Source organism: Arthrobacter globiformis (assembly GCF_046536215.2).
GTDB classification, from domain to species: domain Bacteria; phylum Actinomycetota; class Actinomycetes; order Actinomycetales; family Micrococcaceae; genus Arthrobacter; species Arthrobacter globiformis_E.
Map to the genome: position 1 here is coordinate 2,693,414 of NZ_CM143421.1, position 15,435 is coordinate 2,708,848.

At 66.7% G+C, this 15,435-nt stretch carries 15 protein-coding genes; 8 read left to right on the forward strand and 7 right to left on the reverse strand.

The annotated features are described in order from the left end of the window. Nucleotides 1–56: 56 nt before the first annotated feature. Both R5O87_RS12100 and R5O87_RS12105 read right to left on the reverse strand, forming a co-directional pair. Nucleotides 57–1,718, reverse strand: coding sequence for a thiamine pyrophosphate-requiring protein (locus R5O87_RS12100; RefSeq protein ID WP_410554147.1), 1,662 nt, complete (start codon nucleotides 1,716–1,718; stop codon nucleotides 57–59). Between the two features lie 141 nt (nucleotides 1,719–1,859). Beyond that, a complete protein-coding gene (locus tag R5O87_RS12105) occupies nucleotides 1,860–2,066 on the reverse strand; it encodes a DUF6480 family protein (RefSeq protein WP_410554148.1) in 207 nt (68 codons plus the stop codon). Nucleotides 2,067–2,259: 193 nt separating this feature from the next. Between R5O87_RS12105 and R5O87_RS12110 the strand changes: the two genes are divergently transcribed. Further along, nucleotides 2,260–2,730: a hypothetical protein gene (locus R5O87_RS12110; protein WP_410554149.1), complete on the forward strand. Its 471-nt coding sequence runs from the start codon at nucleotides 2,260–2,262 to the stop codon at nucleotides 2,728–2,730. A 30-nt stretch (nucleotides 2,731–2,760) separates the two neighbouring features. Here the strand turns inward: R5O87_RS12110 and R5O87_RS12115 are convergent, their stop codons facing one another. The 5 genes from R5O87_RS12115 to R5O87_RS12135 all read right to left on the reverse strand — a co-directional run bounded on the left by R5O87_RS12115 (nucleotide 2,761) and on the right by R5O87_RS12135 (nucleotide 7,859). Continuing rightward, nucleotides 2,761–3,585 (reverse strand): glycerophosphodiester phosphodiesterase, encoded by an 825-nt coding sequence (locus R5O87_RS12115; protein WP_410554150.1) that lies wholly within the window; start codon nucleotides 3,583–3,585, stop codon nucleotides 2,761–2,763. Between the two features lie 27 nt (nucleotides 3,586–3,612). Next, entirely contained in the window at nucleotides 3,613–3,852 is a 240-nt protein-coding gene (locus R5O87_RS12120) for a hypothetical protein (protein ID WP_410554151.1), read from the reverse strand. A gap of 107 nt (nucleotides 3,853–3,959) precedes the next feature. Further along, nucleotides 3,960–4,778: an HAD family hydrolase gene (locus R5O87_RS12125; RefSeq protein ID WP_410554152.1), complete on the reverse strand. Its 819-nt coding sequence runs from the start codon at nucleotides 4,776–4,778 to the stop codon at nucleotides 3,960–3,962. A gap of 9 nt (nucleotides 4,779–4,787) precedes the next feature. Continuing rightward, a complete protein-coding gene (locus tag R5O87_RS12130) occupies nucleotides 4,788–6,611 on the reverse strand; it encodes a sensor histidine kinase (protein ID WP_410554153.1) in 1,824 nt (607 codons plus the stop codon). 147 nt (nucleotides 6,612–6,758) lie between these two features. Continuing rightward, nucleotides 6,759–7,859, reverse strand: a complete 1,101-nt coding sequence (locus tag R5O87_RS12135; protein ID WP_410554154.1) for a LacI family DNA-binding transcriptional regulator — start codon at nucleotides 7,857–7,859, stop codon at nucleotides 6,759–6,761. Nucleotides 7,860–8,116: 257 nt separating this feature from the next. Between R5O87_RS12135 and R5O87_RS12140 the strand changes: the two genes are divergently transcribed. The 7 genes from R5O87_RS12140 to R5O87_RS12170 are packed head-to-tail and all read left to right on the forward strand — an operon-like array spanning nucleotide 8,117 to nucleotide 15,372. Then, complete coding sequence (locus R5O87_RS12140; RefSeq protein ID WP_410554155.1) at nucleotides 8,117–9,436, forward strand: extracellular solute-binding protein; 1,320 nt, start codon at nucleotides 8,117–8,119, stop codon at nucleotides 9,434–9,436. 2 nt (nucleotides 9,437–9,438) lie between these two features. Then, nucleotides 9,439–10,356 (forward strand): carbohydrate ABC transporter permease, encoded by a 918-nt coding sequence (locus tag R5O87_RS12145; protein ID WP_410554156.1) that lies wholly within the window; start codon nucleotides 9,439–9,441, stop codon nucleotides 10,354–10,356. 1 nt (nucleotide 10,357) lies between these two features. Next, a complete protein-coding gene (locus R5O87_RS12150) occupies nucleotides 10,358–11,257 on the forward strand; it encodes a carbohydrate ABC transporter permease (RefSeq protein WP_410554157.1) in 900 nt (299 codons plus the stop codon). A gap of 53 nt (nucleotides 11,258–11,310) precedes the next feature. Further along, a complete protein-coding gene (locus tag R5O87_RS12155) occupies nucleotides 11,311–12,525 on the forward strand; it encodes a Gfo/Idh/MocA family protein (protein ID WP_410554158.1) in 1,215 nt (404 codons plus the stop codon). Next, nucleotides 12,522–13,526, forward strand: coding sequence for a sugar phosphate isomerase/epimerase family protein (locus R5O87_RS12160; protein WP_410554159.1), 1,005 nt, complete (start codon nucleotides 12,522–12,524; stop codon nucleotides 13,524–13,526). The genes R5O87_RS12155 and R5O87_RS12160 overlap by 4 nt, the downstream gene beginning before the upstream one ends. Nucleotides 13,527–13,573: 47 nt before the next feature. Beyond that, nucleotides 13,574–14,275 (forward strand): ThuA domain-containing protein, encoded by a 702-nt coding sequence (locus tag R5O87_RS12165; protein WP_410554160.1) that lies wholly within the window; start codon nucleotides 13,574–13,576, stop codon nucleotides 14,273–14,275. After that, nucleotides 14,260–15,372 (forward strand): Gfo/Idh/MocA family protein, encoded by a 1,113-nt coding sequence (locus tag R5O87_RS12170; RefSeq protein WP_410554161.1) that lies wholly within the window; start codon nucleotides 14,260–14,262, stop codon nucleotides 15,370–15,372. The genes R5O87_RS12165 and R5O87_RS12170 overlap by 16 nt, the downstream gene beginning before the upstream one ends. Nucleotides 15,373–15,435 lie beyond the last annotated feature (63 nt).

Genomic DNA, 15,435 nt, shown 5'->3' on the forward strand with positions numbered 1-15,435 from the left:
TCCCGCCCGGGAACGCGCTTGCCTACCCCGTAATGGAAGTCACACAGTCCGGTCGGTCAGCTGCCGGACTCCTCCTGGTCCGCGTACGTCTCCAGCAAGGCTGCCGCACCTTCGCCGGATCCGCCCTCGGCAGCAAGGGCCGACCGCATGCCGTCCAGCTTTTCCGCACCGGCCGGGAACGGCGGAAGCAGGGGCACATCCGGATCGGTCAGGACCTCGATCACCACCGGGCGCTCCGCAGCCAGCGCCCGGTCCCACGCTCCGGCCAGCTGCCCAGGTGATTCAACACGGATCCCGGTCAGCCCTAGCAGCTCCGCATAGCCAGCGTAGGGAAAGTCCGGAATCTCCTGGCTGTCCGGGAACCTCGGCTCCGACTCGGTTTCCCGCTGCTCCCACGTGACCTCGGCGAGGTCGCGGTTGTTGAAGACGCACACCACGAAGCGGGGGTCGGACCACTGCCGCCAGCGGTGCGCCACCGTGACCAGCTCAGCGATGCCGGCCATCTGCATGGCACCGTCCCCGGCCAGCGCCACCACGGGCCTGTCCGGCCGGGCCAGCTTGGCAGCGATCCCGTACGGGACCGAGCAGCCCATGCTGGCGAGCGTCCCGGAAAGGTGCGCCGGCACTCCCTCCGGAAGGACCAGCTGGCGGGCGTACCAGTAAACGCAACTCCCGACGTCGACACTCACCTGCGCGTTGCGCGGCAGCCGGCCGCCGAGCTCGCGGACCACAAGCTCCGGGTTGACGGGCTTGGCGGGAACGCGGGAGCGCTCCTCGGAGAGGGCACGCCAGCTGCGGACCTTCTCCTCCACGTCCGCCCGCCACTGCTTGCGGGCATCCGCCGACTGCTGCCCGTCCGACTGCCCGTTCGGTTGCCCGTCGGCGCTGTCCAGCAGCTCGGCGAGCGCGGCGAGGGTTTCGGCGGCATCGCCCACGAGGCCCACCTCGACGGGGTAGCGGTTGCCGACCTTCCGGCCGTCGATGTCCACCTGGACGGCGCGGGCAGCGCCGGGTTTGGGATAGAACTCGGTCCAGGGATCGTTGGAGCCGATGATCAGGAGGGTGTCGCAGTTCGCCATCAGGTAGGCGCTGGCGGTGGAACCGAGGTGCCCCATGGTGCCCGCGGCGAACGGCAGGGTCTCGTCCATGTACGGCTTGCCCAGGAGGCTGGTGGTGATGCCTGCGTCCAGCTGCTGCGCCAGGGCGACCACCTCGGCCCGCGCATTCCTGGCACCCTGCCCCACCAGGAACGCCACCTTGCTGCCGGCCCGCAGCACCCCGGCGGCCCTGGCCAGCTCGTCATCGTGAGGCAGCACCCGGGCGGGCTGCCATTCCGGCGCTGTGACGATGATGCCGTGCTCCTGGTTGAGCTCGGGCGCCGGGGCCTTCTGGATGTCGTGCGGCACAATCACGACGCACGGCGTGCGGGTTTCGAGGGCCGTGCGGAAGGCGCGGTCCAGCACCATGGGAAGCTGCTCCGGGGTGCTGACCATCTGCGCGAACTGCGCGGCCACGTCCTTGAAGAGCGTGAGCAGGTCGATCTCCTGCATGTAGGCCGACCCCAGCACGCTGCGGCTCTGCTGGCCGATGATGGCCACCACCGGAACACCGTCCAGCTTGGCGTCGTAGAGCCCGTTGAGGAGGTGCACCGCGCCGGGCCCCTGGGTGGACGTCACCACGCCCACCCGGCCGGTGTATTTGGCGTGCCCGACGGCCATGAACGCCGCCGTCCCCGCTGTAGCCGAAGACCCTGTTGACGCCCCACGCTTTGAGGCGCTCCACCATTACGTCGGCAACCAGCCGGTCAGCCATCGCACACTCCTTCTGATCGTCGTCCTGTTTAATCGGCGTGTCCTTGGTTATTCGTCGTGCCCCTGGTCGCCGCTCATTTGGTCTTCGGCGGGCGGCGTCTCGCCCGGCGGCACTCCCCCGCCGGGCTCGAGGCCGGTGACATTGCCGTTCAAGGGGTCGGGGTTGGGCGTGGCGGCCGAGTCGCCGCCGGCGTTCTTGTTGGCGGCGTCCCGGTCAGGGTTGGCCGGGTCATTTTCGGGGTGGTAGCTGCTCATGCTCCTGCGGTCCTCCTTGATTCAGGCCGCCGCCGCGGCGGCGGACTTCGGTAACGGACTCATGCTGCCCTGGTCTGGCAAACCCTGGACCCGTCCGGCAACACTGGACTAATTGTAAGCATGCTGATAATTCTGGAACAGTCAGATGCCGCACAGTCCGGCCCCTGCCGGAACGTATCGAAGGAGCAAACTGATGGGAATCGGCGACAGCATTGGCAAAGCAGCGGAAAACGCGATGGAGGACCTGGCGCAGACGTCCGAGCCGACCGACTACGCCCACGCCCCTGAGCCCGGGGCGTCCGACGAGGACATCCAGGTCCACTCCTCCATCAGCGAAGGCTCCAACGCCAGGGACGGCGAAGCCGGCCCGCGGGCAGGCGTCCACACGACCTCCACACCGCAGGGCCCCGGCACCGGGACGGGCGGGGGCCAGGGCACGGCAGGCACCTCCGACACCACGAGCGCGTACGGCTCAGACGCGGCCGACGAGTCAGCCGGAGCGGCGACGTCCGGCGGCATCGGCGCGGCAGGCACCACGGACGCTCCGGAAGCAGCGCGCGGCGTCCCCGGTCCGGCCGGGCTTCCCGACCCCGACCCTGAGGAACTGCGGGCTGATCCGTCCGAAGGGGACGAGGACCCGGGAACCGGCCTGGGACGCGGCTAACCCCGCCACGCGGTTAGCCCCACTGCCCGGCTAACCCCACTGCCCGCGCGCCTGCAGGACGTCCTTCAGCAGGTCGGCGCGGTCGGAGACGATCCCGTCCACGCCGAGATCGAGCAGCCGCTGCATCTCGGCGGGGTCGTTGATGGTCCAGACGTGCACAAGCAGCCCAAGCAGATGTGCCCGGCGCACAAATTCCGCCGTGACGACAGGTATTGCCCGGTAGCGGACCGGCACCTGCAGGGCATCGACGTCGCGCATGGCCCGGCGCAGCACGGCCCGCACGAGCAGTCCAAGCGCGGGAACTGACATCAGCGGCGCCAGCGCCAGGAAGAGGGCATTCGCCGTGGTTCCCGCCGAGGATGCGGTCCTGCGGCTGAGTTGCTTCAGGACCGCGCGGCGCCGGCGGTCGGAGAAACTGGCCACCAGCACGCGGTCGTGGACCTGATGGCGCTCGATCGCGGCCACGACGCTGGGCACGGAGTGCCAGTCCTTGACATCCAGATTGAAGCGGGCATCCGGAAACGCGGCCACAAGTTCGTCGAAGGTGGGCACGGGCTCTGTCCCGCCGATCCGCACCCGCCGCACCTCGTCCGCGGTGAGGTCGTGGATGCTGCCACGGCCATCGGTGACCCGGTCCAGGGTGCGGTCGTGGAGGAGGAGGAGCTCGCCGTCGGACGTGGTGTGGACGTCCGTCTCCAGGTGGGAATAGCCAAGTTCGACGGCGGCGCGGAACGCCGCCAAAGTATTCTCCAGGCCCGCCAGCGAAAATCCGCGGTGGGCCATGGCAACCGGCCGGCGCGGCCCGGCCCCGGATTCAGCCCCGGCAGCGGAGAAGTACGGCAGCGTTCCCGTCATCCCCGAAGCTTACTTAATAGGCCAGCCTCAGGCGGGCAGGATCTCCACGCCGTCGCTGCAGTGCAGCAGCGTCCGGCCGCGGCCGCCGTCGAGATCCACCCAGACCACGGTGCGGTCCGGCGTGACGGCCGAGACGCGGCCGCCGGTTTCGAATCCCGGCGCCAGCCGGACGTTGACCCGGTCTCCCTCACGAAGGGCCGACCAGTGCGGTGCCGGTTCCACGGGGCGCAGCGGAGCCTCCGCATTGTTGATCTTTTTCCTGGCCACGATGTCCCCTATCGGTCACTCACCCAACAGGCCACACCCTATGATGCGGACATGAACGCAAGTTGACCGCCAGCCGGGAGTTCGGTGGCGGGCGGGCGACGGCCGGCTTACGGCAACTGGAGGCCCAGCGCGGCGAGCCTTTCCTCGAGGATCTGGGCCACGCCGTCGTCGTCAAAGTGCGGCGCCTGCTGGCCGGCTGCACGGATCGCTTCCGGGTGCCCGCTGGCCATGGCGTAGCCGTGTCCTGCCCAGCGGAGCATCTCGATGTCGTTGGGCATGTCGCCGAACGCCACGACGTCCGCGGCGTCAATCCCCAGCGAGGCGGCGTAGTCGGCCAGCGTGACGGCCTTGTTGATCCCCGGCACGGCGAGCTCCAGCATGGCGACGGTGGGCGCCGAGTGCGTCACCGAGGCGAGGTTTCCGACGGCGGGGCCCACCTCCGCGAGAAACTCGTCGGCAGTGCCTTCGCGGACAATCGCCAGGAACTTGACGACGGCGTCCTCCGCCGTGAGCGTCGAGTCCAGCGGGGCAGGCGTGAATTCGGAGAGCAGCTCGCTCGAGCCGTTTTCAATGAAGCCGGGCTCGAGGTGGAAGCCGGACAGGGTCTCTGCGGCGAAGAGTGCAGTGGGACGCAGCTTCTTGATGATGCGGCGGATTTCGAAGATGTCGTCGATGGCCATGGTCTGCGCCGAGACCACCTTGTCCGCCTCGAGGTCCCACACCACGGCGCCGTTCGAGCAGATCACCGTCCCCGTGTGGCCCAGCTGCTCCTCGAGCGGGTGCAGCCAGCGCGGCGGGCGGCCGGTAACAAAGACAAGTTCGACGCCGGCCCGCCGGCAGGCGTGGAAGGCACGGACGGTGCGGTCACTGATTTTTCCGTCGTGCCCAAGGATCGTTCCGTCTATGTCACTCGCTACCAACCGCATGGTGCAAGTTTACTGGGCGGGCCGGGTGCTCTCCGCGGCAGCCGGCGCTGCCTCACGAGCAGGAAGGCTCACCGTCACCGTGGTCCCCTTGCCCGGCGCGCTCTGCAGGCTGATGGAACCGCCGTGGCCCTCCACGATGGTTTTGCTGATCGGCAGCCCCAAACCGGCACCGGGGACGGCCGTTTCGCGGGAGCGGGCGGACCGGAAGAACTTGGTGAACGCCTGCTCCTGTTCCTGCCCGTCCATGCCAACGCCGGTGTCCGCGATGGAGCAGACAACGTGGCTGTTCGCCCGGTAGGCGCGGGCGATAACGCGTCCCCCGTCTGGCGAGAACTTGATCGCGTTGGACACCAGGTTGCCGAAGACCTGGCGTATCCGCCCGGGATCGACGCGGGCGGTCAGCGGTTCCTCGACGTCGAGCACGAGTTCCACGCCGCTGACCGTGGCTTTGGCGCGCGAGGAGGCCACGACGCTTGCCAGCAGGCCGGCCACGTCAGCATCCTGCAGGGTCAGTTCGATCCGCTCCGAGGCAACGGCGATCAGATCGTTCACGAGGCCCAGCAGGTGGTGGGCGTTGCGCTGCACGATCCGGAGTTCCTCTGCAATGTCCTCGTGGCCGGGCTCGTCGAGGACGAGCTCAAGGTAGCCGAGAATGGACGTCAGCGGGGTACGGAGCTCGTGGGAGACGGTGGCAACGAAGTTGTCCTTGGCCGACAGGGCACGGATCAGTGCTGTGACCTCGGCGAAGGTGATCACGGCACCGGCATGGTTTCCGTTGGCGGAGCTCATGGCGCGGGCCGTGACAGAGTAGGCGCGCATCTCCCCGCCGTCGCCCGAGTCGTATTCACCCGCCCAGTACAGCTCGTCGGTGAACGTCTCGCCGGCGGCCGCGCGCGCCGTCGGGAAGTTTTCCGGCGGCACAGGAGTGGTGCGGTCAGCCAGGAACAGCCGCGGCCGGTTGCCTGACGGGGACGGCCCCGTCAGTGCTGCTCCGGATGGTGCTGCACCGGACAGTGCTGCATCCGTCTTCAGCGCTTTGTTGGTCAGCACGTCCCGGCCGTCCTGGTCCACCACCCACACGGCTACATTGACCGTGGAAAGCACAGCATCCAGCAGCCGCTGGCGGCGGATACTCTCGGCTGCCGTGTCCGCCAGGGCTGCGTCCTTCCTGACCAGGGTCTGGCGCTGGCGGCGGAGTACGCCCGCCATCACATGGGCCGTGACGGCGATGGCGGCCATCACCAGGGGCAGGAAAATCGCCCGGAGGACCGAGCCTTGGGTGGGCGCCATGCCGAAGGCTGCCGAGGGCAGCACGACGCTGAGCATGGCGCCGGCCACGGCGAGGACAACGCCCGCCCGTCGGCGGTCCACGGACAGCCAGATCACGGGGAACACCAGCAGGAGGCTCAGAAAGCTGAAGTTGGGGCCGCCGGCCTCCCGCGTGAAGCCGATGGCCACGCAGTCCAGAACCGGAATCACTGCGTAGGCTCCCCTCGGGAGCCTGCCCCAGGGGACCGCGACGCTGAGGGCAAAAAGGGCGGTGTGCGCCAGCAGGGCGAGCCGGAAGGGGGTTGCGGCCAGCGTCTCGGGGTGAAAGACGGCGGCCGCTGCAACCACCAGCAGCACAGTGACTGAAAGAGGTAACTGCCGGACTACGACGCGCCCGCGCTTCCCAAGGCGGCCGAAGAATGCATCCAGCCTGTCGGCCAGTTCAGACTTGTCAGTCAGTTCTGACTTTGCGGCCGGTTCAGACTTGTCTGCCAGTTCAGAGCCAGTAGTGCCGCCGCCTGGACGAAGCTCCGGTTGGACGTCCGGTTCCCGTAAACGACTCATCAGTCTCTTCCCCCCGGAGCAGCATGAAGTAAAGCCTCCGGCTGCTTGAAGGGCACTGGTCACAGAATAACCCGCAAGAGGCTGCCGGGCGGAAGCCTGTGCGAGATAATCCGATATTTACGAGGCCGGATTTTTACGGGGCCGGATTTACGAGGCCATTCCCTTGCGGGCACCGTCCGTCCGGGTGCCGTCTTTCCGAACGCCGGTTTCCCGCGGCGAAGCGGTGGACTCCCGCACCACCAGCTGGGTGGCAAGTTCAACGCGGTGGGAGTCCAGCTCTTCTCCCCGCGCCTGGCTCAGGACAGCCCGCAGCGCCGCCCTGCCCATCTCGTGCAGCGGCTGCGAAACCGACGTCAGCGACGGAACAGCATCTTCCGCCAGCGTGGTTCCGTCAAAACCCACCAGGCTCAGGTCCTCCGGGATACGGATGCCATGCTGGCGGGCTTCCCGCAGCACGCCAACGGCCACACTGTCACTTCCGGCAAATATCGCCGTCGGCCTCTTTGGCAGCGCGATCAGGCGCCGGAGCCCCTCTATGCCGTGATGCGTCCTGAACTTTCCGTGAATGATGTAGTCCGGATTAACCTGGACGCCCGCCGAGGCCAGCGCCGACATGTAGCCATGCAGGCGGGCCTGGTTGCATTCGGCCGTCTCGTGCCCGCCCAGATAGGCGATGTCCCGGTGCCCCAGCTTGAGCAGGTGCTCGGCGGCGGCCTTGCCTCCCGCCCAGTTGGTGGCGCCGACACTGACAACATCCGCCGGCGGAGGATTCAGCGGGTCCACCACGGCCACGGGAATGTTCCGCCGCCTGAGGGCGGTCAGCTGCGCCTCACTGAAGTCGGACGTGACGAGGATCAGCCCAATCCTGCCGTGGGCAACCATCCGCTCAGCGCGCTTTTCGGGGCTCAGGCCGGGAATAGCCCCGCTGCTCGCAGTGCTCATGAGGACCTCCACGCCAACAGATGCTGCGTACTCCAGGATCCCGTTGAGGACAGCCGTCGAGTAGGCCGGCGTGAAGGCATCAAATGAGACTTCGACGATTGATGGTTCGGGAGTGACGATCCGGCGCTGCAGGGGCGACTGGTAGCCAGCGTCCACGAGTGCGGCCAGCACCTTGGCCCTGGTTTCTTCCGCCACATCCTCGCGGCCGTTAACGACCTTGGAGACGGTAGGGGTGGAGACCCCCGTCAGCCTGGCGATAGCCGCCAGCGTCGTCTTCTTCGGTGGTGTCGAGAGGGACACAGCCATTCCGCCTTTCGAAAATGTTTCGCCGTAAGAAGTCTCGCCGACTCCCCGCGGAACGTCAACTATTAGCGGGGTTCTGCGCTTTCCCTGCCGCAAAATGACTCTTGACCGTGATGGCGATCACTAGTACGTTTGCATCGTATCGAACGCTTATCGAAAAGTTTCGAGAAGCGAACTTCAAATTCGTTCCCGTCTCACAGCGGAGATGGGGTTTCAAGCCTGGGAGCCAACGACGCCCCCGAAGGATGAACGGAAGATTAATGAAATTTCGCAGACTGCAGACCTCAGGTACAGCCCTCACTGCCGGCGCCCTTGCCCTTTCCCTCGCCGCCTGCGGCTCGAGCGGCCCGGCTGGCAGCTCCGTCAGCGCCGACTCCGCCTCCATGTGGGGACTGACCGGCGGGAACCAGGTGCCCCTGCAGAATTCTGTTGATGCGTGGAACAGCGCCCACAACAGCCAGAGCATCAAGATCGAGTTCTTCGCGAATGACGCCTACAAGACCAAGGTCCGCACCGCAGTCGGTGCCGGCCAAGGCCCCACCTTCATCTACGGCTGGGGCGGCGGGGTGCTGAAGTCCTACGTCGATGCCGGGCAGGTTGAGGATCTGAGCAGCTTCCTGGACAAGAACCCGCAGGTCAAGGACCGCTACCTGCCGTCTGTGCTGAAGAACGGCGATATCAGCGGCAAGACCTACGCCATCCCCAACAACAACGCCCAGCCGGTCGTGCTGTATTACAACAAGGAAGTCTTCGACAAGGTGGGTGCCCAGCCGCCCAAGACCTGGGACGAACTGATGGCGCTGGTGCCGAAGTTCAAGGCCGCCGGCATTGCCCCGTTTTCGCTGGCCGGCCAGTCGAAATGGCCCAACCTGATGTGGCTTGAGTACCTGGTGGAACGCATCGGCGGCCCGGAGGTCTTCGCAAACATCGCCGCGAACAAGCCCAACGCCTGGTCCGACCCGGCCGTCAAGGAGGCGCTGACCAAGATCCAGGAGCTGGTCGACGCCGGCGGCTTCATCAACGGTTTCTCCTCCATCGCCGCCGACAGCAGTGCCGACCAGGCCCTCCTGTACACGGGCAAGGCTGCCATGATCCTGCAGGGCGGCTGGATCTACCAGGGCATGAAGAAGGACGCCGGGAACTTTGTGACCAGCGGCAAGCTCGGCTTCACCACATTTCCCGCCGTCTCCGGCGGCAAGGGCGACCCGGCGAACGTTGTGGGCAACCCGTCCAACTTCTGGTCCGTGTCCTCCAAGGCCAGCGCATCGCAGAAGGAAGCGGCGCTGAACTACATCAAGGACGGCATGTTTACCGAAAAGAACACGCAGGACCTGATCGACTCCGGCGCCGTGCCGGTGGTCAAGGGCATCGAATCCAAGCTTGCGGCGTCCCCGGACAAGGACTTCCTGGCCTTCGCCTATGGCCTGGCCAAGGACGCACCCACCTTCACCATGTCGTGGGACCAGGCACTGAGCCCCGCCCAGGGTGACGCCATGCTCTCCAACCTGGACCAGATCTTCCTGAAGAAAATCACTCCCCAGCAGTTCGTGGACACCATGAACGCGACGGTGGCGAAGTAACTGTGGCTTCGACTACAAGCACCTCCCGGCAGACCCTTGACAGGCGGCCCCTGAGCAAGGGTCCGTCGGGGTGGCTGGCCGCGCCGGCCCTGGTCTTCTTCCTGGTCTTTGCAGTGATCCCGCTCGGCGGGGTTCTGTTCCTCAGCTTCACCAGCTGGGACGGCCTGGGTGAAATCCGGCTGGATGGCGTTGGCAGCTGGGCGTCCGTCCTGACCGATCCGGTGACCGGCAACGCGTTGGCGGTCACGGCCAAGATCATCGTCTTTTCCTTCATTGTGCAGGCACCCATCAGCCTGCTGCTGGGAGTCTTCACCTCGGGGGCGCAGAAGTACCGCGCGGCTCTGGCCGTGCTGTACTTCGTGCCGCTGCTGCTCTCGTCTGCAGCTGTCGCCATCGCGTTCAAGGCCCTCCTGGATCCGAACTTCGGAATGGGACCTGGGCTGGGCATCCCCGCCCTTGCACAGGACTGGCTCGGCAATTCGGACCTGGTGCTGTTTGTGGTGGTCTTTGTGATCGCCTGGCAGTTCGTCCCCTTCCACACCCTGATCTACCAAGGCGGCGTCCGCCAGATCCCCGCCTCACTGTACGAGGCGGCACAGATCGACGGGGCAGGCCGGGTCAAGCAGTTCTTCCACGTCACGCTGCCCCAGCTGAAGTACACCATGATCACCTCCTCCACACTCATGGTGGTGGGCTCCCTTGCCTACTTCGACCTGGTCTTCGTCCTGACTGCCGGCGGCCCCGGCTACTCCACCCGCCTGCTCCCGCTGCACATGTACCTGACCGGTTTCAAGGCCAACGACATGGGTGCGGCCAGCGCCCTCGGCGTCATCCTGGTCGTCATCGGCCTGGTCCTGGCCCTCCTGCTGCAGCGGCTCGGCGGACGCAACCGCAGCGCAAGCCAACTTGAAGGAGCCTGACATGGCCTCAACCACCCAGCTCGCGGTCCCTCCCGCGGCTCCGGCCACCCGGCGGCAGCCCGTCACGCGGCGGAGCAAGGGGGCAGGCAGCCGTCCCAATTTCCTCGGCTCATTCGGCGGGTGGATCTGGCTCGCCGTGATCATCCTGCCCGTCTACTACGTCATCATCACCAGCCTCAAGGACCAGGCCGGGTTCTTCACCACCAACCCGCTGATGCCGCCCACTGAGCCGACGCTGGACAACTACAAGCTGGTCCTGGAGAAGGACTTCGTCAAGTACTTCGCCAACAGCCTGATCGTCACCATCGGCAGCGTGATTCCCGCGCTGCTGGTGTCCTTCATGGCGGCGTATGCCATCGTGCGCGGCAGCGGCTGGTTCCTCAATTCCACCAACAAACTGTTCCTGCTGGGCCTGGCCATCCCGCTGCACGCCACGATCATCCCGATCTACTGGATGATCACCCGGGCCCACATGTACGACACCCTCCTGGCGCTGATCCTGCCTTCCATCGCCTTTGCCATTCCGATCTCCGTCCTGATCCTGTCCAACTTCATGCGGGATGTCCCCAATGAGCTGTTCGAATCGATGCGGCTGGACGGATGCAGCGACTGGACCATGATGTGGCGGCTCGCGCTGCCGCTGATGCGCCCGGCAGTGGTCACTGTGGGCATCTACAACGCCCTGCACGTCTGGAACGGTTTCCTCTTCCCGCTCATCCTCACCCAGAGCCCTTCCACCCGCGTGCTGCCGCTGTCCCTGTGGACGTTCCAGGACGAGTTCACCGCCAACATCCCCGCCGTGCTCGCGTCGGTGGTCCTCGCCACGCTGCCGCTGCTGGTGCTCTACGTCATGGCACGCCGCCAGCTGCTCAGCGGCCTGACCGCCGGCTTCAGCAAATAACCGGCTTCAGCAAGTGACCCGCTCCGCAGAGCGAAAGTGAAAGGAACCAACCAATGAGTGACCGTAAGCCCCTGCGCGTCGGGATGGTGGGGTACGCCTTCATGGGCGCAGCACACTCCCACGCCTGGCGGACGGCCCCGCGCTTCTTCGATCTGCCGGTGCAGCCGCAGTTGTCCGCCCTGGCCGGCCGGAACGCCGAGGGCGTCCGGGCCGCCGCCGGCAAATTCGGCTGGGACAGTACCGAGACTGACTGGCGCCGGCTGATCGAGCGGGACGACATCGACCTCATCGACATCTGCACCCCCGGCAACACGCACGCCGAGATCGCCATCGCGGCGCTGGAGGCGGGCAAGCACGTTCTGTGCGAGAAGCCGCTGGCCAACTCCGTGGAGGAAGCCGAACGGATGACGGCGGCCGCCGACGCCGCAGCTGCCCGCGGCGTGTACTCGATGTGCGGCTTCAGCTACCGCCGCACCCCGGCACTGGCGCTTGCCAAGCGGATGGTCGACGCCGGACGGCTGGGTCAGATCCGCCATGTCCGGGCCCAGTACCTGCAGGACTGGCTCAGTGATGCCACCGCCCCGCTCACCTGGCGGCTGGACAAGGAAAAGTCCGGCTCCGGTTCGCTCGGGGACATCGGCGCCCACAGCATCGATGCCGCGCAGTGGATCACCGGGCGCCGGATCACCGGGGTTTCGGCCCTGCTCGAAACTTTCGTGAAGGAACGCCCCGTGGGCGGGGACTTCGTTGGCCTCGGCGGGCACGGCGCCACCGGCGAGGACGTGGAGTTCGGACCGGTCACGGTGGATGACGCAGCCATCTTCAGCGCCCGCTTCGACGGCGGCGCTTCCGACGGCGGCGCTTCCGACGGCGGGCCGGTTGGTGTGTTTGAAGCCACCCGTTTCGCTTTGGGCAGGAAGAACGCCATGCGCCTCGAGCTCAACGGCACCAAGGGTTCGCTGGCGTTCGACTTCGAGGACATGAACTCCCTCTCCTTCTACGACGCCGCCGAAGAACCGGACGCCGGATTCCGCCGGATCCAGGTCACCGAACCGGAGCACCCGTACACCGGCAACTGGTGGCCCGTCGGCCACGGCCTCGGCTACGAGCATGTCTTTACGCACCAGGTGGTGGACCTCATCAACGCCATTAGCGAGGAGCGCCAGCCGTCGCCGTCGTTCGCCGAGGCCCTGCAGGTGCAGAAGGTACTGGCCGCCGTCGAAGCCAGCGCGTCCGACGACAGCCGCTGGCAGAAAGTTGCACCATGACCCGCCCCATTACCCTGTTCACCGGCCAGTGGGCCGACCTGCCCTTCGAAGAAGTCGCCCGGCTCGCCGGCGAGTGGGGCTTTGACGGCCTGGAAATCGCCTGCTGGGGCGACCACCTCGATCCGGAGCGCGCCGTCGAGGACGATGCCTACCTCCAGGGCAGGCTGGACATCCTGGACAAGCACAACCTCAAGGTCCATGCCATCGCCAACCACCTGACCGGCCAGGCGGTCTGCGACGACCCCATCGACGAGCGGCACCGCGACATCCTCTCCCCCGCCGTGTGGGGCGACGGCGACCCCGAAGGCGTCCGCGGCCGGGCCGCTGAAGCGATGAAGACCACGGCGCGCGCCGCGGCCAGGCTGGGGGTCAAGACCGTCACCGGCTTCACCGGGTCATCGATCTGGAAGTGCGTGGCCATGTTCCCGCCGGCATCCGACGCGATGATCGAACGCGGCTACCAGGACTTCGCCGACCGGTGGAACCCGGTCATGGACGTCTTCGACGAGGTCGGGGTCAGGTTCGCCCTCGAGGTGCACCCCTCCGAAATCGCCTACGACTACTGGACGGCCAAGCGCACGCTGGAAGCGATCGGGCACCGCGAAGGCTTCGGCCTGAACTTCGACCCCTCGCACTTCATCTGGCAGGACCTGGACCCGGTGATGTTCCTGCAGGACTTCGCCGAGAGGATCTTCCATGTGCACGTGAAGGAGTCCGTGCGGCAGCTCAACGGCCGCAACGGCCGGCTCGGCTCGCACCTGCCGTGGGCGGATCCGCGCCGCGGCTGGGACTTCGTCACCGCCGGGCACGGCGACGTCAACTGGGAACCGATCTTCCGCACACTGAACGCCATCGGTTACGACGGCCCCACCAGCATCGAATGGGAAGACGCCGGCATGGACCGGCTGGTCGGCGCGCCCCAGGCCCTGGCCATGGTCAAAGACCTCGCCGCCATCAGCCCGCCGGCCGCTGCGTTCGACGCCGCCTTCAGCACCCGCTGAGCCACAGCCAACCAACCTGACAAAGCCGACAGACAAACAAGGAAACCATGACAAGCGAGAACAAGACTGCCTTGGTGGTGCGCGGCGGCTGGGACGGTCACCAGCCCATTGAAGCCACGGAACTGTTCATCCCGTACCTGAAAGAGCAGGGCTACGAGGTGCGGGTGGAGGAATCACCCAAAATTTACGCCGATGCCGGCTTTATGGCCGGCGTGGACCTCATCGTACAGTGCGTGACGATGTCCACCATCGAAAAGGACGAGTTCGAGGGCTTGCGGACCGCCGTCGAGAACGGCACCGGGCTGGCAGGCTGGCACGGCGGGATTGCCGACTCCTACCGGAACACCTCGGACTACCTGCACCTGATCGGCGGGCAGTTTGCCTGCCACCCCGGCAAGCACCCGGACGAGCGCAAGGGCGAGCAGGCGGACAACTATGTTCCCTACACGGTCGACATGCTCCCCGCGGCGCAGGACCACCCCATCACGGAAGGCATCGGCGACTTCGACCTCGTCACCGAGCAGTACTGGGTCCTGGCCGACGACTACATCGACGTCCTCGCCACCACCACCCAAAAGGTCCGCGAATGGGACCCGTGGCACCGCGAAGTGACCTCGCCGGCCATCTGGACCCGCCAGTGGGGCAAGGGCCGCATCTTCGTCGCCACCCCCGGCCACCGCGTAGAGATCCTCCAGGACACCAACGTCCGCACCATCATCGAAAGGGGCATGCTGTGGGCAAGCCGCTAAATGTAGGAATCATCGGCTGCGGCAAGATCGTGGAACAGTACCTGGCGAACTTCCGCCGGCTGGACGAGGTCAGCCTCGTGGCCGTCGCGGACCTCGACCCTGCACGCGCGCAGGCAGTGGCGGACGACTACGAAGGTGTCCGCGCACTCACGGTCGAGGAGCTGCTGGCGGCAGACGACGTCGAACTGGTCCTGAACCTGACCCTCCCCGCCGCCCATGCCGACGTCGCGCTCAAAGCCATCGCCGCCGGAAAGCACGTGTACGGCGAAAAGCCGCTCGCGGCCACCACCGCTGAGGCACGGGAAGTGCTGGACGCCGCCAAGGCGGCCGGCGTCCAGGTCGGCTGCGCACCGGACACCGTGCTGGGCACCGGCATCCAGACAGCCCGCAAGGCGATCGACGACGGCCTGATCGGCCGGCCGATCTCCGCCACTGCCACCATGGTCACCCCCGGGCACGAACGCTGGCACCCCAACCCTGACTTCTACTACCAGCCCGGCGGCGGCCCCCTCCTGGACATGGGTCCGTACTATGTGTCGGCCCTGGTCACCCTGCTCGGACCCGTCGTTTCGGTGATGGGCGCCGCCAGCCACACCCGTCTGGAGCGGACCATCGGCTCAGGCCCCCGGGAAGGCGAGACCGTTCCGGTCACGACTGATACCCACGTAACCGGCGTGCTGGTGCACGCCTCCGGGGCGCTGTCCACGCTGGTGATGAGCTTCGACGCCGTGAAAACCAAGAGCCCGAACGTCGAAATCCACGGCGAGCGCGGTTCACTGGCCGTGCCGGACCCCAACCATTTCGACGGCGACGTGCAGCTCTTCGCGCTGGGAGCCGATGACTGGCAGACGCTACCGGTATCTGCGGGCTACGTGGATTCCGGCCGCGGCTTCGGAATCGCAGACCTCGCAGCCACTCCCCCGGGTTCCGAACCGCGGGCCGGCGGCCAGTTGGCTTACCACGCGCTCGAGGTCATGGAGTCCGTCCTCGCGTCAGCCAAGAGCGGCTCAATGGTGCAGATCCAGAGCACGGCGGCACGCCCTGAGGCTGTGGAACTGACGACGCTTACGGCGCAGGTCGCCGAGGTCAGCTCGTAGGAGCTCACTCCACCCTTGGGGGTGAAGCGGCGGCGGCTATTTCCGCCGCCGCTTCACCGGTTA

Coding starts and splice junctions, on each gene's coding strand:
- R5O87_RS12100 (WP_410554147.1), bottom strand. CDS start 1,718: ATGGCCGTCGGGCACGCCAAATACACCGGCCGGGTGGGCGTGGTGACG.
- R5O87_RS12105 (WP_410554148.1), bottom strand. CDS start 2,066: ATGAGCAGCTACCACCCCGAAAATGACCCGGCCAACCCTGACCGGGAC.
- R5O87_RS12110 (WP_410554149.1), top strand. CDS start 2,260: ATGGGAATCGGCGACAGCATTGGCAAAGCAGCGGAAAACGCGATGGAG.
- R5O87_RS12115 (WP_410554150.1), bottom strand. CDS start 3,585: ATGACGGGAACGCTGCCGTACTTCTCCGCTGCCGGGGCTGAATCCGGG.
- R5O87_RS12125 (WP_410554152.1), bottom strand. CDS start 4,778: ATGCGGTTGGTAGCGAGTGACATAGACGGAACGATCCTTGGGCACGAC.
- R5O87_RS12130 (WP_410554153.1), bottom strand. CDS start 6,611: ATGAGTCGTTTACGGGAACCGGACGTCCAACCGGAGCTTCGTCCAGGC.
- R5O87_RS12135 (WP_410554154.1), bottom strand. CDS start 7,859: ATGGCTGTGTCCCTCTCGACACCACCGAAGAAGACGACGCTGGCGGCT.
- R5O87_RS12140 (WP_410554155.1), top strand. CDS start 8,117: ATGAAATTTCGCAGACTGCAGACCTCAGGTACAGCCCTCACTGCCGGC.
- R5O87_RS12150 (WP_410554157.1), top strand. CDS start 10,358: ATGGCCTCAACCACCCAGCTCGCGGTCCCTCCCGCGGCTCCGGCCACC.
- R5O87_RS12155 (WP_410554158.1), top strand. CDS start 11,311: ATGAGTGACCGTAAGCCCCTGCGCGTCGGGATGGTGGGGTACGCCTTC.
- R5O87_RS12160 (WP_410554159.1), top strand. CDS start 12,522: ATGACCCGCCCCATTACCCTGTTCACCGGCCAGTGGGCCGACCTGCCC.
- R5O87_RS12165 (WP_410554160.1), top strand. CDS start 13,574: ATGACAAGCGAGAACAAGACTGCCTTGGTGGTGCGCGGCGGCTGGGAC.